This is a genomic window from Bradyrhizobium sp. 192 (genome assembly GCF_023100965.1).
Classification (GTDB): domain Bacteria; phylum Pseudomonadota; class Alphaproteobacteria; order Rhizobiales; family Xanthobacteraceae; genus Bradyrhizobium; species Bradyrhizobium symbiodeficiens.
Genome location: NZ_CP064690.1, coordinates 2216102 through 2232784, shown reverse-complemented (window position 1 = coordinate 2232784; position 16683 = coordinate 2216102). Strand labels below are relative to the sequence as shown.

At 57.6% G+C, this 16683-nt stretch carries 15 protein-coding genes and 1 pseudogene; 7 read left to right on the top strand and 9 right to left on the bottom strand.

Features of this window, described 5'->3' with window-relative positions:
- Together IVB24_RS10210 and IVB24_RS10205 are read left to right on the top strand one after the other, a co-directional pair.
- The gene (locus tag IVB24_RS10210; protein ID WP_247772823.1) at positions 1–606 is read left to right on the top strand and encodes a CDP-alcohol phosphatidyltransferase family protein; all 606 of its coding nucleotides are present in this window, start codon (positions 1–3) and stop codon (positions 604–606) included.
- A gap of 233 nt (positions 607–839) precedes the next feature.
- The gene (locus IVB24_RS10205; protein WP_247772822.1) at positions 840–1949 is read left to right on the top strand and encodes a histidinol-phosphate transaminase; all 1110 of its coding nucleotides are present in this window, start codon (positions 840–842) and stop codon (positions 1947–1949) included.
- 652 nt (positions 1950–2601) lie between these two features.
- Here IVB24_RS10205 and IVB24_RS10200 read toward each other — a convergent pair.
- Together IVB24_RS10200 and IVB24_RS10195 are read right to left on the bottom strand one after the other, a co-directional pair.
- Positions 2602–3029, bottom strand: a pseudogene (locus tag IVB24_RS10200) (transposase); the annotation flags it as partial.
- A 401-nt stretch (positions 3030–3430) separates the two neighbouring features.
- Positions 3431–3601: a hypothetical protein gene (locus tag IVB24_RS10195; protein WP_247403243.1), complete on the bottom strand. Its 171-nt coding sequence runs from the start codon at positions 3599–3601 to the stop codon at positions 3431–3433.
- A 22-nt stretch (positions 3602–3623) separates the two neighbouring features.
- Between IVB24_RS10195 and IVB24_RS10190 the strand changes: the two genes are divergently transcribed.
- The gene (locus IVB24_RS10190) at positions 3624–3959 is read left to right on the top strand and encodes a hypothetical protein (protein WP_247772821.1); all 336 of its coding nucleotides are present in this window, start codon (positions 3624–3626) and stop codon (positions 3957–3959) included.
- 149 nt (positions 3960–4108) lie between these two features.
- On the opposite strand, the gene IVB24_RS10185 is transcribed toward IVB24_RS10190, so the two are convergent.
- Positions 4109–4597 carry a hypothetical protein gene (locus tag IVB24_RS10185; RefSeq protein WP_157642934.1) on the bottom strand — a complete coding sequence of 163 codons (489 nt, stop codon included), beginning with the start codon at positions 4595–4597 and terminating at the stop codon, positions 4109–4111.
- A gap of 156 nt (positions 4598–4753) precedes the next feature.
- Positions 4754–5746: a hypothetical protein gene (locus tag IVB24_RS10180; RefSeq protein ID WP_247772820.1), complete on the bottom strand. Its 993-nt coding sequence runs from the start codon at positions 5744–5746 to the stop codon at positions 4754–4756.
- 383 nt (positions 5747–6129) lie between these two features.
- Between IVB24_RS10180 and IVB24_RS10175 the strand changes: the two genes are divergently transcribed.
- On the top strand, positions 6130–6348 hold the full coding sequence (locus IVB24_RS10175) for a hypothetical protein (RefSeq protein ID WP_247772819.1): 219 nt from the start codon (positions 6130–6132) through the stop codon (positions 6346–6348).
- A gap of 613 nt (positions 6349–6961) precedes the next feature.
- Positions 6962–7255 (top strand): hypothetical protein, encoded by a 294-nt coding sequence (locus IVB24_RS10170; protein WP_247772818.1) that lies wholly within the window; start codon positions 6962–6964, stop codon positions 7253–7255.
- Between the two features lie 211 nt (positions 7256–7466).
- On the opposite strand, the gene IVB24_RS10165 is transcribed toward IVB24_RS10170, so the two are convergent.
- Positions 7467–8108, bottom strand: a complete 642-nt coding sequence (locus tag IVB24_RS10165; RefSeq protein ID WP_247772817.1) for a hypothetical protein — start codon at positions 8106–8108, stop codon at positions 7467–7469.
- Positions 8109–8937: 829 nt separating this feature from the next.
- On the opposite strand from IVB24_RS10165, the gene IVB24_RS10160 reads away from it, so the two are divergent.
- Positions 8938–10179: a cytochrome P450 gene (locus IVB24_RS10160; protein ID WP_247772816.1), complete on the top strand. Its 1242-nt coding sequence runs from the start codon at positions 8938–8940 to the stop codon at positions 10177–10179.
- 654 nt (positions 10180–10833) lie between these two features.
- On the opposite strand, the gene IVB24_RS10155 is transcribed toward IVB24_RS10160, so the two are convergent.
- From IVB24_RS10155 to IVB24_RS10145, 3 genes are read right to left on the bottom strand one after another with little or no spacing between them, the layout of a single operon-like run.
- Positions 10834–11295, bottom strand: a complete 462-nt coding sequence (locus tag IVB24_RS10155; protein WP_247772815.1) for a hypothetical protein — start codon at positions 11293–11295, stop codon at positions 10834–10836.
- Positions 11296–11320: 25 nt separating this feature from the next.
- Positions 11321–13300: an ATP-binding protein gene (locus IVB24_RS10150; RefSeq protein WP_247772814.1), complete on the bottom strand. Its 1980-nt coding sequence runs from the start codon at positions 13298–13300 to the stop codon at positions 11321–11323.
- On the bottom strand, positions 13287–13487 hold the full coding sequence (locus IVB24_RS10145; protein WP_247293751.1) for a hypothetical protein: 201 nt from the start codon (positions 13485–13487) through the stop codon (positions 13287–13289). Before IVB24_RS10145 ends, IVB24_RS10150 begins: the two co-directional genes overlap by 14 nt.
- A gap of 769 nt (positions 13488–14256) precedes the next feature.
- Here IVB24_RS10145 and IVB24_RS10140 point away from each other — a divergent pair.
- Complete coding sequence (locus tag IVB24_RS10140) at positions 14257–15036, top strand: alkaline phosphatase family protein (protein ID WP_247772813.1); 780 nt, start codon at positions 14257–14259, stop codon at positions 15034–15036.
- 433 nt (positions 15037–15469) lie between these two features.
- Here IVB24_RS10140 and IVB24_RS10135 read toward each other — a convergent pair whose 3' ends face one another.
- On the bottom strand, positions 15470–15712 hold the full coding sequence (locus tag IVB24_RS10135) for an alkaline phosphatase family protein (RefSeq protein WP_247772812.1): 243 nt from the start codon (positions 15710–15712) through the stop codon (positions 15470–15472).
- Positions 15713–16683: the final 971 nt, after the last annotated feature.

The window sequence follows — 16683 nt, the reverse complement described above, 5'->3', positions numbered from 1 at the left end:
ATGCTGAAATACCTTTGGGATCCAGCGAACGCGATAACGATCACAGGTCTTCTCTTTTCCTCCGCCAGCCTGTTTTTAGCTCTCTCTGACCGCCTGGAGCTATCTGTGGCAGCGGCGCTTTGGGCTGTTCTATCGGACCACGTGGACGGGTTTGTGGCAGGTCGCACGAAAGGTCGGGATCCAGATGTCGCAAAAATGGGAGCGAGCCTCGACGGGTTTGCAGATATCGTCTATGGAGCCGTTGTGCCTGCGGCAGTTGTGGTGCAAGTCAGCCAAGCTTCACAAGTCGCGTTTGCGACCGCAACCGCTCTACTGGTGACGGGAGCAATAAGGCTTAGCTACTTTGCGAACTTTGGCAGGTCGCGTGATGGACGGTTCTTGGGCATCCCCTTATCATACGACGTGCCGCTCCTGGCGCTTCTATTTCTTTTTAAGCCTCTTATTCCTGCTGAAGCATTTCCGGACGTCGTGAACATTGCCTTCTTGCTGCTCGCTATAGCGCATGTCGCGCCTCTTCGCGTGCCACCACTCAGCGCAACAATGTATACGGCAATAAGCATCTTCGCCGTCGCGTCATCGGTGGTTTTAGCCAGTCGCTCCTTTTGATTGCGGATGGAAGTATGATCCAGCGACTGGCCTTCTTGGGCTTGCAGGCTTCACTCCATGCAGCTCACATGATGACGTGTAGTCTCGTCAACCGCGGCGTGCACCAGACTTGTTGCCGAGAACATCTCCGCACGGATCGGCACTGCTCGATGCTTGTTCGCCGGGAGCTTGTCGGGAGATCGCGACCATCCTACGATTTTCGTTTGCCCTGAAATGTTGAGCTAGTCGCACTCATGAACACCGCAGCACAAATCGCCGTAACCCTTAGGCCGGACGAGGTTTCTGACCTGGTCAACCGATTCCCCGGCGGCTATTGGAAATATGACATCAAGGACTTCGTCCTTCTGGTAAATCCATATTTTCCGCCGCAGGCGTTCCTTGACGAACTTAAGAACGCTCTACCGCGGCTTATTACTTGCTATCCCTCTCCTAATGCGCAGCTGGTCCAGCTTCTTGCGGATGCGGTGAAGACGCCGGCTAATAATCTTGTCATTTGCAATGGCGTGGCTGAACTGATTCCCATCCTCCTTGGCCGACTGGGTATGCGGATTGCTGTCCCGGTCCCAACCTTCAATCCCTATGAAACCACAGCCTTGCCCGGGCGGTTGTCACGCTTTTTCCTGTCACCGCCAGATTTTGAACTCGATGTGCACCGCTACGCAGCATTTGCGCGTGCAAATGGTGTCGACGGCGCAGTCGTGATATCGCCGAATAATCCCACCTCGCGGATGGTTTCCTATGCGGATCTACTATATCTGGCTTCCGCGCTTCGAGCTCAACAGCAACTCCTACTGATCGATGAGTCATTTATCGAGTTTAGTGCGCTCGGGCGAAGTGCAAGCCTGGAAAATCACTTGCTGGAATTTCCCAATGTGATCGTTCTCAAAAGTCTTGGAAAGATTTACGGGACATGCGGGTTACGGATCGGGTATGCGGCATCAGCAAATGTACAGACGATGGACGAAATCAGAGCCGCCCTCCCCACGTGGAATGTTAATACGTTTGCTGAGTTTTTTCTAAGCAAGCTTCCTCACCTGGCGCACGCTGCAAAGCAGAGTTGGATGAGGGTGGGCAGCGACAGGGACAAACTATACGCAGACCTGCGCAGCATCGACGGAATGAGAGTTCTGAAGCCCGACGCAAATTTCGTGTTCTGCGAGCTCCCGCCCCATTGGCCGGATGGGGACGTGATCGCCTCAACACTTTTAAAAGATAGACGGATATTGATCAGGCACAATGGCGGCAAGACTCTTCAGAATGGCAAACGATTCTTGCGCATCGCAAGCCGCACTGAAGACGACAATAGGCTTTTGGTGGAAGCACTGAAAGACATCTCTGATTAGCGCAACCGGCGCCGGTACTAAGCCTTCTCATGGCTGATCCAGAAGGAAAGAAACTTTAGTTGGGGCCAGAGCTGCAATCACAGAAAACTGCATTACGCTTTTCTTCTATCTGGTCCGTCGAGCGGAATCAAAGCAGATCAAGGCGCCGCGGCAACCACATCGCGGTTCTCTTCGCGCGGTCGGCAACCACAATCTTCCAGCGCGGATCGGCTATGTACAGCACTCTTCATGCTGACCTAATCTGGTATGTGACACAAGAGCGCGTCCGCGCTGGCGGACGGAAGTCCGCCACGCTCGAGTAATAAGGCGCGAAACTTGCCTCATCGGGTCACTTGCCCATCCTCAAGCCACGCACACTGACTCTGCTGTCCAAGTGCGAGCGTCGTTCTTCCGGACAAGCCTCATCATTTCCACCTTCGCGATGTTCTACCTCGCCCAGCGGGCGTTGACCGTCTGAAAACGGGTTCTCTCGATTCTCGGAACGAGGTATCTGCATTAAGTCGTCATGCGCTCATCTATTGGTGTTGCCGTCTCCTAGTCGGCCTGCCTCATGCCGCGAGCGACAGCTTCCGTTCCTTGTCGCCCCCGACAATCGATATTCCTTAGTAACTCCGCTGTCCCGTTGCGCCCCTTGGCCGACGCGTTCGGCCAGGTGCCCGCGCAGTGCATTGCTCAACATTGGTAGGCTGGCGCACCAGCGATTGTCGGGTCCGGTGCAGCCTCAAAACGGCTGCTGCTCCGTCGTCTCTTGACCGGGACAAAACGCATCGACGGCCGCGTCACAGCCTCACAGATTGCAGCCGCATCATTCGCATCGTTCTTACTGGGGTTGAGGTAGGCCTTCACATAGCTCGGAGGTGTCAGTCTGACCGTATGTCCAAGCGCCTGAAGTTCGCGGCCCCAATGATGCGCTGACGGTCATGCTTCGATCCCAACCAAACAACGTGGCTGCTGGCAAAAATACTCCAGCACCTTTGCCCGACTTACCCGCTTCATCAGGACCGCCCGCGTGACATCGATCCGATGCACCTGGAACAGCGACTTCGCCAAATCCAGACCAATCGTGCTAACTTCGCCCATGGACGGCTCTCTCAACGGGCAGATCACGCTTCCCAGCACGCCCGGCATGTTCCGGCGGTACCAACTTGGTCGGCTTGGCGATGTCAGGCGTGCTGAGCAACATCGCCGATGTCCCGACTGGTCACAAGTATGAACTGCAGATGAGGCAGTGACGACCATCTTCGAGACCGGCCGGTCCAGTGGCCCGCCGCAGCCTTGAGCAGCGGCATGCCATCGAGCGCCGGTTCGTAGGGCTCGACCAGATACGTCAGCAAGGCGCCAGGTGTATTGCGTTTGATTTTAGCCAGATCAGCGCGGCGTTACAGCATGATGCACCGCCGCGCGCCACGCAAGGCACCACCAGATGGCTTGCTACGACGACAAGCTGGGTGACAGAAACGATTGCGGGAGACGACGAGGTATCACTGTGAGTAATCGTCACCACCCAAAGCCTCGAGGCGGGCTGCGATGCCGCTCATCCGGCGGGCCGCGTGTTGAAGCGCTACTATGTCGGTCGGCCCGGCGCCGGTCGCGAGATTGAGTTCGTTCTGCAGGTGCTGAAATTCCGCCTTGCACCGGTGTTCATCCATCATGGTAGCCGCGCGGGGAAGTTAAATGCCCGCACCAATCGAAGGCCTTTTTTCATTTTTCGTTTTGGTGGCCCTCATCGCTGGGGGAGTATTCCTTTTTGCCGTTGTTGCTTATGTCCTTAATCACACCAATATTGTCCGCCTGGCGATCAATGCTGGGTTGGTCAGGCTAGGAATATGGGCAATTGTGACTTGGCCGCATGATTCCGGCGCGTGGTTCATTGCCTTCTGTGCTTTTGCGATTGGCGGGTTCAATCTCTATTCAATGTTGTCGGAATACACTTCTCTTCTTCGTTCCGGTCGAATCGAAGCCTTCGACATGGCGGGTCTCGGGCGACCCGCAACGGCTCGAAGATTGTGATTGCAGAATAAGACTTCTCCCGGTGCTGAGATGACTTCGCTCGACCAACGACGTGATGAGGATGGCGGTCATGGAATTTTGCGCCCCTCTGGAGGTTCAGTGACTTGAAGGGAGTGAAGGCAACCGTCGAGAAGGCGACCTACGAACCATTACGGGGCTATGACCCGAATCGGGAAGAATAGAGCCACAATCACGAGACAAACGCCAAGTCCAGAGATCGCAAGGTTCATCGCAATCCAAAACTGATTCAGACGTAGAACACTCAGTTTCGGAAATTCTCGCGTGTTGTCATCATCCGCGATCCGTCTGATGCTTCTCAGAGGTGACCCTGGAAGCAGCGCATCATAGGCATCACGATAGCCCCGTGCGCGCCGCGTGTGTAGCTGTATCCGCTCGTATTGCTTCGCGGAAAACACTGCTCCGAACATGCCGAGCAGAACGAGTAGCAGTGCAGGCGGCAGGTCCAAAGGACTCAGCGTCTTGTCCGAAGTCATGAAGGCGATGACTGCGCCCGAAATGCCTATGAATGTAGATGCTACCGCCGCTCGTTGCGTCTCGTGATGACGCGCTTGGATCGAATTCTCTGAGTACATTTTCCAATGCGCATCGCGCAAAGTGGAGTCGTGTTCATCAGGCACTGGACCCTCCCGGCGTAGGAGCGAGTTTCCCAACAAATGAACTGCAATTAATGCTTTAGACCACAACATTAGCAGAAATGCCACAGGTTGATAGTCCCTATGTGCTCACCCCTGAAGGGAGTCTAGCCGAAAATCTGCACCGGAATAGCGCCGCTGTTATTGGGGTCCACCCGTATACTTGTCAACCGTCGACATGAGCGGCTTCGAGGTCGACAGATTGAACATCAGCCCGAACCGACCATCGGGACCAGTCTTGTCCGGCTCGTCGATCAGCTCGTAGAGATCGATCCACTCGATGAACGAATACTGAGAGAACTTCGCCAGCATCGCATCCAGGTTTGAGTTGCAGGCCGACATCGACGCAGACGTCGAGGTGTTGACGAACGTTGAGTCGTAGATCTCGGCGCCGTTCATCTCATTGATGGCGACTGGAACGCCGTAGCTCGACAGCTTTGTGAACAGGTTGAAATTGGGACGAACTCCGCCCCAGTAGTTCGTCGGGTCCACGCCGGCATGCTCGTAATAGTGATAGCCGAGCACATCGACCTTGACGCCATTCGCCTTCATGAAGTCGATGTAGCCGAACATCGTCGATGTGGTGCCGACGATGCGCCGAAGGTTTCTGCCGGTGTCGCGGCGTACCTGCTCGATCGCGTCCGACATTCCCCGCAAGAGATTGGCGAAGTCGGCCATCGACGGATATGCAGCGAACTCGGCAGAGGCCCACCCCTTGCCGAACAACGGAGAGCCGTTGGCATCACGGACGGTCAGATTGATCTCATTACCAAGTTCCCAGTCGCCGACTGAAGATGCGAACTGGCGAACAAGCGCCAGGGTCCGATTGTAGCCCTGGGAGTAGATCGCAGCAGCTTCGCCGGCAGGATACTTGCCGGCATCGGTCTTGTCGCCCCACATTAGCGGAAGCGCCAGAACAGGTTCAAGCGTGACGCCATAGTTGGCGGCAAGGCCCACGATCGAGGTGAAGCGCGTCGCTACCCATGGATCAGTGTCAGCCGCCAGAGGAATGGTCAGGCGGTATCGTTTGAGTTTATGTGCGGCGAGCGTCTTGAAGACGTCCTCGTCATTGATCTGGCGGTACGCCCCGGAGGCGAACATGGAGTGGCCATTGACGCCGATTTGAACTGTCAAGTCTTGTTCCTTGATTGCGCGAGGAAAGAAGAGGACGCCCGCCGTTTTGCAGCAGATCTGATTTCGGGCGCGGCGGGGTAAAGGAGGAGAAACCCCCGCCGCAGTCGGGCCGTAGCAGTCGGCCGGCGCTCTGTGTCGCCGCTCTCTGTTCTGTACTCCGAGTATGGTTGTATTTTGGCCAACTCTCCCTGAGGGAGTGGAAGGACTGCCATTGCGCGAACCAAGTCGCATCGACAGTCGCGCAGATGAAGACAATCTTACGGAATAACCTTTACGAACAAACTATGCGTCTAACTACCGAGGAGAGCGAACCGCATGTTGCTAGCCACATAGATTGCGCCGAAAACTAACGCCGGCTGGAGGCAAGGCCAAGGGAACGGCTGATGCCAAGAACTATCCAGGAACAACTGGACCAGGTGGAACGTGATATCAAACTTTACACAGAATACGGTAATGCCGAAAAAGCACGCTTCGATCGCGAGTGTTACCTTTGGACCGCGGAAGATCGCATCGAGTGGCAGGAGACGCAGCTTTCCAATGCTCAATATCTTCGCGAATTAAACGACGAGCGCGTTGCGTTGCTTAAGCGGCTAAAGGGGTGAACGGCTGTTTGAGAATACGCGCAGCGCGGCTCCCTGATTGGATGAGAAGTGACCCGTGTGTTTTAGTGGCCACTTCGGAGGGGCCCCCAGATGATACTTAGGCCGATGTCGATAGGCGAAACACCCAAGACATGCGTTTTCTGCGGAGGGGGCCGTTATCTCACGAACACATTTGGGCCGAATGGATACAAACCTACGTCTCACGAGCCTTTTCGAAGCGAATGCACACGGCTTCATTCAGTGGGACTTTGCACGCCGAACGGATTTGGAATGGCGACATGCTAACCGACACGATCCCTTGTGTGCGAACGTTGCAACAGCGGCTGGATGAGCAGGTTGCAGAGAAGAGCAAAGCCGCACATCGTTCCTTTTCTGCAGGCTACTTGGCCCACTCTAGATCGCTGGGCTTCAAGGTCTCTGGCGGCATGGATCACCATGTTCACAATGGTCTACGAATTCCGCGACCCCCGTACAGCGGCGATCCCTTCCAAGCAGCGTGATACCTTCCGAAGAACCAGAGATCCCATCGACGTCTGGGAAATCTGGATTGCGAAGATAAACCCCAACCGATGGAGAGGGTCGCATCACGCACGTTGCAGGAACCCTCTACGACGTGAAGCATTCACCACTCAACGCAAGGCCCGACCATCAAATCACGACCGGTGTGATCGGCAATCTGCTTTTTCACAGCTACTACTTTGCCCCAGAACTCGATATGTCCATGCCGGAGATCGAGGAGTACGGTTCAGCCCTGGGACTTACTCGCATCTGGCCGACAACCGAGACGCCTCCGCACTGCCCCGTTCGCGTTCTATTCGATGCTGATGCGGAGAACGTGGCTTATTCCTTGATCAACGTACTCGCCAAAGTTTACGGCCTCCAACCTGTTGTCCCCGTCCGAAATTAAAGTTTCCGAGCGGCAATGCCGGGTCCGCAAAATTGGCCCGCGTAAAGTCCAGCACCTGGCTGTCAGAAGCCCGCTGTTCAGAAGCCGCGGCACCAGGTTGGTACCGTACGCGGAATTCAAAGCGGCATAGAGCTCCACGAAGTCGGCCTGCACTGCCGCCCGGATCTGCTCGCGGGAGAGCCCGATGTTTAAATTTTGCTGCGCCATCTTCTTAAGCGGCCGATCTCAGGATGTCGTTGAGCGACGCAAACCGAAACTGCTTCAGCGCGCTGCCTTCAGTCGCGTTGATGACTTCGACGCCGACGGCGCGTGCGGCCTCGTCCCAGCCTGCAAAGCCCGGAACGAATTCGCGCTGATAGATCTCGGAATCGCCGGCCGAGCCCTTCTCGTCGTGGCAGGGCTCCCGGTCCGCGACGATGCGCATGTCATAGCCGAGCAGCACTACCCGCGTCGCGCCGAGCGCGATCGCCAGGCTCACCGCGGTGTGGCCAGACGACCTCCCTTGGTGGATCACGTGCGGGCCGCGGCTGAAGCCCGGCAGCGCCTGGGGGTCGCCCTCGCCTTGTACGCGCTTGACCTTGTCCGGCATCTCGCGCTTCGCCGCTTGCGACATCGAGATCACCAGGCCATCCCAGTTCGCCACCAGCTGGCGCCGCGGCTCGTACCAGCCGGAATCCGTGAAGAACAGCACGCTCGCCCAGGGCGCCAGCACGGCCGACGAGTTGATGGCGATCGACCGCCGGCCGCGCACACGCTGGCAGATCTCCGCCGTGAGGCTCGGGCCCGACGCCAGGCAGAAAATCGTCTCGCCCTTGAACAACCAGGCGTAGTTGTCTTTTCCGGTATGCTTCAACCCAGGAATCCGTTTCAAGCGGCCGACCGCCACGATGTGCGAGCACGCTTGCCCAGTCACGTGTTCCAGCAACAGCGCATGCATCACCTCCCGGGTGTAGGGCGGGCTGGCGGGCGGGGGCGTCTTTTCACTTCCGCACGTTCCGATCCCTGTACTGCTGGAGAAGCGCAGAGCGTCGCGCCAGAGGCGCCGTGCCTAACTATTGACGAGCTCCTGGCACAGATCGGGAGCACACGCCTGACCACACGAGCGAGCTAGACGATGCCCTTTATCAAGGAAGTAAAGTGGGAGCGCGTTCCTAGCAGCACCAGCGGCGAGGATAGTAAATGGTGAAGCCGCGGCGGCCAAGGCCGTGCTTGGATCGGATCAGTTGGTTATTTGACGGCGCGCAAGGCGCCGAAGGAATTGTTGCTTTGGTCTTTGACATGCCGCTGGAACATTGCCCAAGCGCCCTCCAAACAGCTCCATCTTCTGTTTGATCGAACGCGCGACCGCGACCACCGCGTCGGTCCCCTGCCCGATCGCGTTCTTGAGATTGAGCATGCCGAAGTCAGCCCCTATTTCGCAGCAGCCACATTCAAGCGGGCCGCCGCGAGTCTTCCGCAAAGAGACGTGGCCGACTCATCTGGCGGCGTTCCGCTCGCATAGACGAAGTGGCGGCTATCTCGCTCCTGCCGGAACTGGTAGGGGGCGCCGCTGAGTTTTTTGAATATTCTTTGCCGCTTCGGCGAGAAGCTCCTCCCAGCTGAAGCACTCGGCACGCACTCCATGCGGTTACGACCTGCCGAGATCGGGGTCTCCAAAGAGAAAAGTCCCAAAGGACACGGTCATGAAAACGCTCTTTAACGTGCGCGGAGGCGAAGATGTGCGCGGCATCCCGTTGAGCGATCTAGATGTAAGCGAACCTAGACGATTTCAAGATGATAGCTTATGGCCCTGCTTCGAGCGGCTGCGAAGGGAAGATCCCGTTCACCACTGCCAAGACAGCCCATACGGACCATATTGGTCGATAACGAGATACCGCGATATCGTGGCCGTCGATACAAATCATAAAATATTCTCGTCAGAGCAAGGTGTCACGATCCTCGACGTGCCCGAGGAACATTGGACACCGAGTTTTATCAAGGCAGGTCCTCCCAAACATGCCGCGCAGCGCAACACCGTAAGTCCGATACTCGCACCGGACAATTTGGAAAAACTCGAGGGATTAATCCGCAGTCGCGCTAGAACAATCCTTGATGGCCTGCCGCGCAATGAAGCCTTCAACTGGGTCGATATGGTCTCGATCGAGTTGACGACGCAGATGCTGGCCACACTTTTCGACTTTCCGTTCGAGGATCGCCGGCTCCTGACGTACTGGTCGGACGTAGCCGTTGCAGCGCCGACGGTTGGGCAGGCGATCGACAGCTGGGGCAAGCGAAGCGCAATCCTGTCCGAGTGCTTGACATATTTTACTCGGCTTTGGCGGGAGCGGATAAATGCCGAGCCACGACTTGATCTCATTTCGATGATGGCGCACTCGTCCGGGACTCGGCATATGGAGCCACGTGAGTTTCTTGGCAATCTCATTCTACTGATCGTGGGGGGCAACGACACCACGCGCAATTCGATCACCGGTGGCCTGCTGTTCATGAACCAGCACCCCTCCGAGCTACGAAAGCTACGAGATAATCCCGCCTTGGTGTCGAGCGCTGTGTCCGAGATTATTCGATACCAAACGCCCATCGCACATATGCGCCGCAACGCCACCGCGGACATCATCATGGGAGGCAAACAAATCAGGCGAGGCGACAAGGTCGTGATGTGGTACATCTCTGGCAACCGGGACGATGAGGTCATCGAGGACGCCAACAAATTTACGATCGATCGCAAGAACGTGCGCCAACATCTCTCGTTCGGATACGGCATCCATCGTTGCCTTGGTCGACATCTCGCGCTGCTGCAGCTTAAAATCCTCTGGGAGGAGATACTGAATAAACGCATGGAGGTCGAGGTCGTTGGCGATCCGGAGCGTGTTGCATCGAACTTCGTGCACGGTTATTCCGCACTCCCGGTCCGAATCATAGTCTAGGCTGTGACGCCCTGAAATGACGCGTGAGCTACACGGCAGGACCGTCGTCGGGCTCTCTGATGACCAGTTACGCCATTGCACGCGGACTGGCGCGCGCCGCTGAAGATCGCCATCCCGGCTGGAGCCCGCACCGCTTGACCAACTTGGTCCGCCACTACGCTTCGCGTGACGCATCTCTCAAAGGCATCAAGTCCATGTCCGGGAACTCTGTCACAATCAGGTTCAGACCGGAGCACGGGCGTATAAGGTGATAGGTAAGCGGCAAAGAGACCCGCAAGCCGGAACCTTTGGTCGCAGCGGTCCTCCGGTGCCGGCTTATCGCTTCGAAGACAGCCGGTCCGGCGAATGCACTGTTCGCGATGCAGTGGCCTTCTGCCCGCGCAGAAGCCGGCCGCCGACCGGCGTGCGGCCTGATCCTGAACCCCTGCGGCCATTATCGTCGGCACCAACCCCAGGTGCAGCGCCCATCATCATAGCGGTGTCAGGCCACAATAAATGCGCGATCATCGCGATCCGTCATCGGCGCTGCCGGTTGATCCAGAGCCGGCGCGGGGCGACGAGCGGACCAACTTCACCGCATGGTCCGGCCTCGAGGGTGCGTGGCCACAGGTTCACATACACGCGTCAGCGACGGTCTGGTCCGGGCAAGGAGCATCAGTTCTTCTTCGGCATGAGGTTGAGACTGACAGCGCTGCAACTGCAGCGGAGCACTTCCTTGTCACCCTTGATGGGCGAAACGCAGAGGAATTCGCCGCAATCGGTGTTGGGGCACTGCATCAGTTGAAGCAATTGTTGAAACGAACTCACGACCGCAGCGAATTCCTTCGATTGCAGGTCCGCCCAGGCGTTGTAGTGAACCGCCTTGTTGATCATCCACTCTTCGGACTTTGTCGCCGCCACCCGCTTTTTGGATTCTATCTGGAGCGCTTCGGCATCCTGAATATTTTTCCCCCACGAGGAGGCGGAGTCGCGCGCCTCTTTGAGACGGGCCTTCCATGCGGCTAACACCCCGGGCCAGAGATCGCCCAGGTCGTATTGTCCGTTTCCATGATATTCGATGCGAGCGCGCAGATTATCCGCAAGGATCGTCGAGGTGAACTCCAGATAGCGTCGCAAAGTCCCTGCCGCCAGAAATACGTTGTTATTGGCGAGGTGTTTCTGGATCTGCGTCCAGACGTGACTCGTTCCAGACCTGTGGGCCACTGTCGACCGTCCAGCCGCCAAAGCTAAGAGTGCTCTGAACCAGCTTTTCGCTCTGCATGAACTTGAGCCACACGCCGTCGTGAGTGGTCAGGACAAACTGCGTGTTTGGAAATTTCTGCTTCAGGAGCGCGCAAACCTCACGACGATGGCCGGCGTCGACCGACATCAGCACATCGTCGAGGACGGCAAGCGTAAATCCGTCGCCGAGCGTGTGCTTCACCAGTGCAAGATAGAGGCAAAGCCCCATGCCATCCTGATGGCCCTCGCTGTGGTAGGCTCCCGGAGGAAATCTGCCTCGTCCGTAAAAGTCGACATCGAAGGCCAGTTTGCCCAATGATGCAGAGAGCTTGCCCTCGAACTTGGCCTCATCGTCGCGGTTGATGAAACTGTAGTATTCGGTGAAGTCCTTCTGCACCTTGTCGTAGATGCCTTCCAACATTGCGGTGCTGACCATACCGTAGTGGCTAAACACCGCAGAAGCTGTTTCGGCCTGCTGGGCCGCGATATTGAGGGTCTGCTGCGTCCCGCGGCATTGATCGTATTTCTCTTGGGCGACGATCAAGAATTCCTTGGCTTCTTCCTCCTTTGAAGGGTCGGAGAGCGTTTCGATATAGGCCGCCAGACGATCGGCGGGCTGAAGCAACTCGACCGCGGGCGTTGCCCCCAGTCGACCAAGGGCTTGCAGCGCCTCGGCGATCGCTGCCGGGTCCCGGACGACCTTGTCTAGTGTGTCGCGGTCACCGTCGAGGGCCTTTGCGTGGGACCGCAGCGACGCGGCATCTATAGGAGGATTGGCCTTTTCGCACCATTCGGCCACTTTGCCCCCGTCAAGCGCCATCGCCCGCAGGTGAGCCGCGAGGGGGGCGATCGCCAGGGCCAGTTGCTTCAATGCCGTCGAGGCTGCATCTGCCTTTGCGATCTTCTCTTGAAGATGTGTTGCCAGGAGGGCCATCTCCCAGGGACCGTCGCACAGTGGACAAGCGTCGCCTTCGACCAGCTCAAGACCCCGCTCAACCAAAGCGCGCTGCTTGACAACCCTTAACAGAGCCGGATCGTCCGTGAGCTGGGCGAGAGCGGCGACTGCATCCGACTTTGCGCCAGTTATGGTTATTTCCTGCGAGACAGCCAGCCTCTTCAGGAAGATCGCAAGGTCATTCTTGGCGCCAAGCTTGGAGAATGGCTGCGACGCCTCGTGCTCGGCATCTGGATTGATGCCTACCTTCAAGGCATTTTCCGGCGCGAGGTCCGCCACAGGATCGAGCTTCAGCACAGCTCGACGAGCATTTACACAAGCAAGCAGATCAGTTTTGTTTGGAGTGGCAATGCCGAGATGGTGAAAGAAATCGGACTTGGTCCGCCGATCCTCCACCTCGGCCTTTCCGTGGTCGCGTTTTGCATCGTTGGCGACGCGTTGGAGTGAGACCCGCAGCTTTTCGAGCTGATCAAGGCGCAGCAGCTCTTGGACGTATTGTGATCGTTTGCCTGCAGGAACGAGAATATATTTGATGATTTCTCGACGAGACAGGGCAAACTCAGGATGGGTTTCGAGCTGCGCCAGAAGCGCCCTGGTTTCAGCACTGCTCGGCTTGAGTACCGCGGCGCCTGGATTCTTGACGCTCCGCTCGATTATGAAGCTCTTTTTGAGAGCGGGCGCATAGACCTGCAGGCGAACGAGCGCGGTTTCGGGCTTTTTGCTCGCGTCGACATGTGGAGCGTGCGCCTTGACACTCAGCTCCGCCGTGCCCACACCGCCGAGACGAGTGATGTTTCCGGTGAGGGCAAATTCGATCGCATCCACGATGCCGCTCTTGCCAGTACCGTTCGGCCCCGCAATGCCAAAACTCCTTCGGCCCAACGAGCGCTTGAGATGACGAATTCCACGGAACTCGACAATTTCGATTTCTTCAATCTGGATCATTGCTCGGCTCAGCAGCATTGAAAATGGCCGCCCGTAGGCTCTCGGCGTCCAATTGATGATCCGCCAGTGCCTTTCGCAGCGCCGACAAAGACGCCCGCGAAAGGGTTTTCTGGTCCTCGAGCTTTTTCAAGAAGGCATCGACAACGGATGAGACCGTAGATGAAAAGGGAAGATCGTCAGCGGCCATATGGTTGCTATTCCTGGGCTGGCCACCTGCTTCTGTGCGGCAGCGTCAAGCGAGACGTCTCGACAAACAGCGATTCCGGACGTGGTCCTAGTGGTTGTGCACAATGCGCCACTAATCGCTTACGTTACTAGCCCTGCAAAGCCGCCCAGAACGCTTCGCCAAATGAATGAGATTAGAACTGAGCCACCCATCTGGCACAATGAAGCCGACTTGAAAGCGCTGCCTGAAAATCAATCAAGCCGATCGATCGACCATCGGAAAAATCTGCAGTGACCTCGGCTTGAGTTTGACTTGAACTGAGTCAGCGAGCACACCGCGGAGGCCAAGCCGACGCGAACGAAGCAAAGAACGCTGCCCTCTCAAGCTTGACATATTTTCCTGCCCCAGGCCCGTGGCGGGGCTCGTTTTACCCGCCACGGCAGCTGCGAACTAGGCTAGGCGGCCGCAATGTTCGCAGCGCGGCCGCCCTCCGGTGCCGGAGGCGAGATTCTGCCGTTCGATGTTATTGCCCTCGGTACACTTGTCGTTGTCGTGATAGACGCTTCGCGCACCAGGGTTCGTTGAATGAAATGGTGAAACTTTCGACATAAATCGGTTCCCGACGGAGATGGGTGTGTTTGTTCGTATGTGGTAGCAAACATGAGGGTTTGAATTAGTGCAATGACTCTCGAGCCAGCGCTTAAATTTGGCGCTCCATCGGATTTTGCGACGAATTTCACCATCGATGACAGCAGACCGGCCCTTGCGGGACGCAGATCAAGCTTGAGTTATGTTAGTTGTTGGGACGCCCCACGACGCCAGCAAAATCAACATAGACTGCCTCACCGACCTGCACACGACGAAGGTGCTGCCGGTATGCACCGGGGAGCCCGATATTTCCTCGCACGATTGTGGGACTGGCGCGCCAAAGACGATGGCAGCGATCAGCTTTGTCGATCGGCAGTTGCGCCGCGTGCTCGATGGGTGGGAGGCTGAGGGCGTCTCCCTTGGCGTGCACCTGATCGCCGCCTCCGATCATGGACATGTGACGGTGCATGCGCGGGCCGATCTATTTGAGACGCTCGAGGCTGCCGGGCTGCGGCCCGGCACCGGCGGCCGGGATCGATGCCATCGTCATACCTGGCCAAGTCGGAGCAATTTACCTCGCGGACCCATCGGACGCCGTTATCCGCCGCACAGTAGGATCGATGATCGAGCGGCCCTGGTGTGGTCCGGTGTTTACCGCCGGTGGCGCGGCCTATGGCATTGCGGCGGGCAGCTTTGCCCGCCATTTGGTGTTCGCCGACCATGCCCGATCGGCGGACATTCTGTTCTCGTTCCGGTCGGATGGTCTCGATCCATTTGGCCTTGTGGGCCGCACCTGGAGTGCGGATGGGGCGGTCGGCTTCGGAGTGCACGGCGGGTGGCATGCCAACGAGATGTCATCGGTCGGCATTTTGGCGGGACCGCTGATCGAAAAACGACTTGGTCTCGCAAGTTCCCTCAGACATTTGCGACATTGCGCCGACAGTGCTCGATCTTCTGGGCCTTTCGCGACGGGCAACGATGACCGGTCGTGCCCTCGCAGAGGTCTTTATCGATGATGGACAGGACGTACCTCGTACGATTGAAAAGATATACGAGACCAGCAGCGGAAGTAGAGGATTGCACGTCGGGCCGAATTTGAGACCAGATTACGTCGAGGAACGCTGAAGTCAGGAAGGCTTGAGAGGCAAGATCTGGGTTGCCGGCGGGCGGCGCCGCAGGCGTCGGCGCCAGCAGGGTCTCCACTTGTCTGAGCATCTCGGCGGAGGTCGCGATGCAAGGGAAGTGGCCGGAGAGCGTCACTTGTCCGAGCTTTCGAGCTTTATGGTTCAGCAGGCGCCTTGCCCCCGCCGGGTTGGAAGCGAGGACTGAGAAGGTCCTGCCGTTCGCCGCGAGGATCTCACCAAGTGATGGCACACCGACTAGATGGCCCTCGCTCGCGGCATCAAGGTGCTCGATCAGGCGCGCGTCGCTCGTGTCGACAGAGCGCGGTATGGGCGACTGCCTGTCGAGATATTGATCTCAATGATGCCGTGGCGATCCGGCGTCGCGCCAGTGACGAGGCTCGTGAGCGCTATTCCTGTTTCGCTGGGCGAGACGGTGCGCTGCCTGGCCAGCACCGCACCGCGGCGCTGCAGCCCGACCAGATTCGGCGTCAATGATGGTTTGACGAGATCGGGTCGAAGCCCATCGAACAGCACGATGAGAACCCGATCCGGTTCGGTCGGTCAAACGTGTAAAGCTTTCGTCTAGCTGGAACGTAGCGGACCGGGAGCGACCAGGACCTGGTTGGCGCAGCCCAGCGCCATCGACTTGGAGCCGAGGCTGATCGCTAGCGCGAGCGCAATGCAGGTATGGTGCTCTCAGCCATGCTGACCAAAGTCCGGCCAGCGCAACGGCCGCTCCCGAGCCGGATTAGCGGCGTGCGAGCGCCAGCAGCTCTCCTCAGCTGTAGATCGGCCCGGCTTGTCTTGAACGGAGGCTGCGGGGTCAGTGGTTTGGTCTGATCATGATCGCCTGATGCACCTCTGCGGGCACAGCGTGAAGCCACGGAATTCATCACAGGCCCCGAGGATTGCCCAAATCCGGCGAGGACGTCAGGTAGGATGTCCAGCAAGCCGTCGATAGCATGGCCTCGCAAGCAAGGGTAGCAAATGCCGCGTCCAGGAGAACCTGCTCGGCGCCCTAGCCGATCCTGATCTGGTCGACGTCGCGATTGAGCGAGGAAGCGTGACTGATGCTGCCGGCGGATCGTTTCGCCTGGCGGCTTGATTCCTGCGAATGCGATGCATCTCGTGTGCTTGGCTTTCACAGCTGTGGCGCTCGCAGACAACGGTGGGCGTCTCGAAAATTGATATGCCCTGACTAAGCGCGATCATATCGACGCCGGGTGCGCGCCGCTGGGCTGCTCGATTTGCCGGCGTTGCTCTCGAAGGGAGGGACCCGTTGAGCCATTCTGGCAGCAGTGACAAGTTGGAAAGCCTGCAAATCGCCAGGGAAGCCTTGAGGATTCCTACTCGCACTCGAACGAGCTAACCACTTTGGCTATCGTTTTTTGAAATGAAATGATCGAAAATATGATGCTAGTCGAGTTACCATGTCTTATTATGTTATCCCTGCAGTCGCGCCGTGACGCGAAACCTTCAATTTTCAGTCCGGGCGTTCGCCCCGG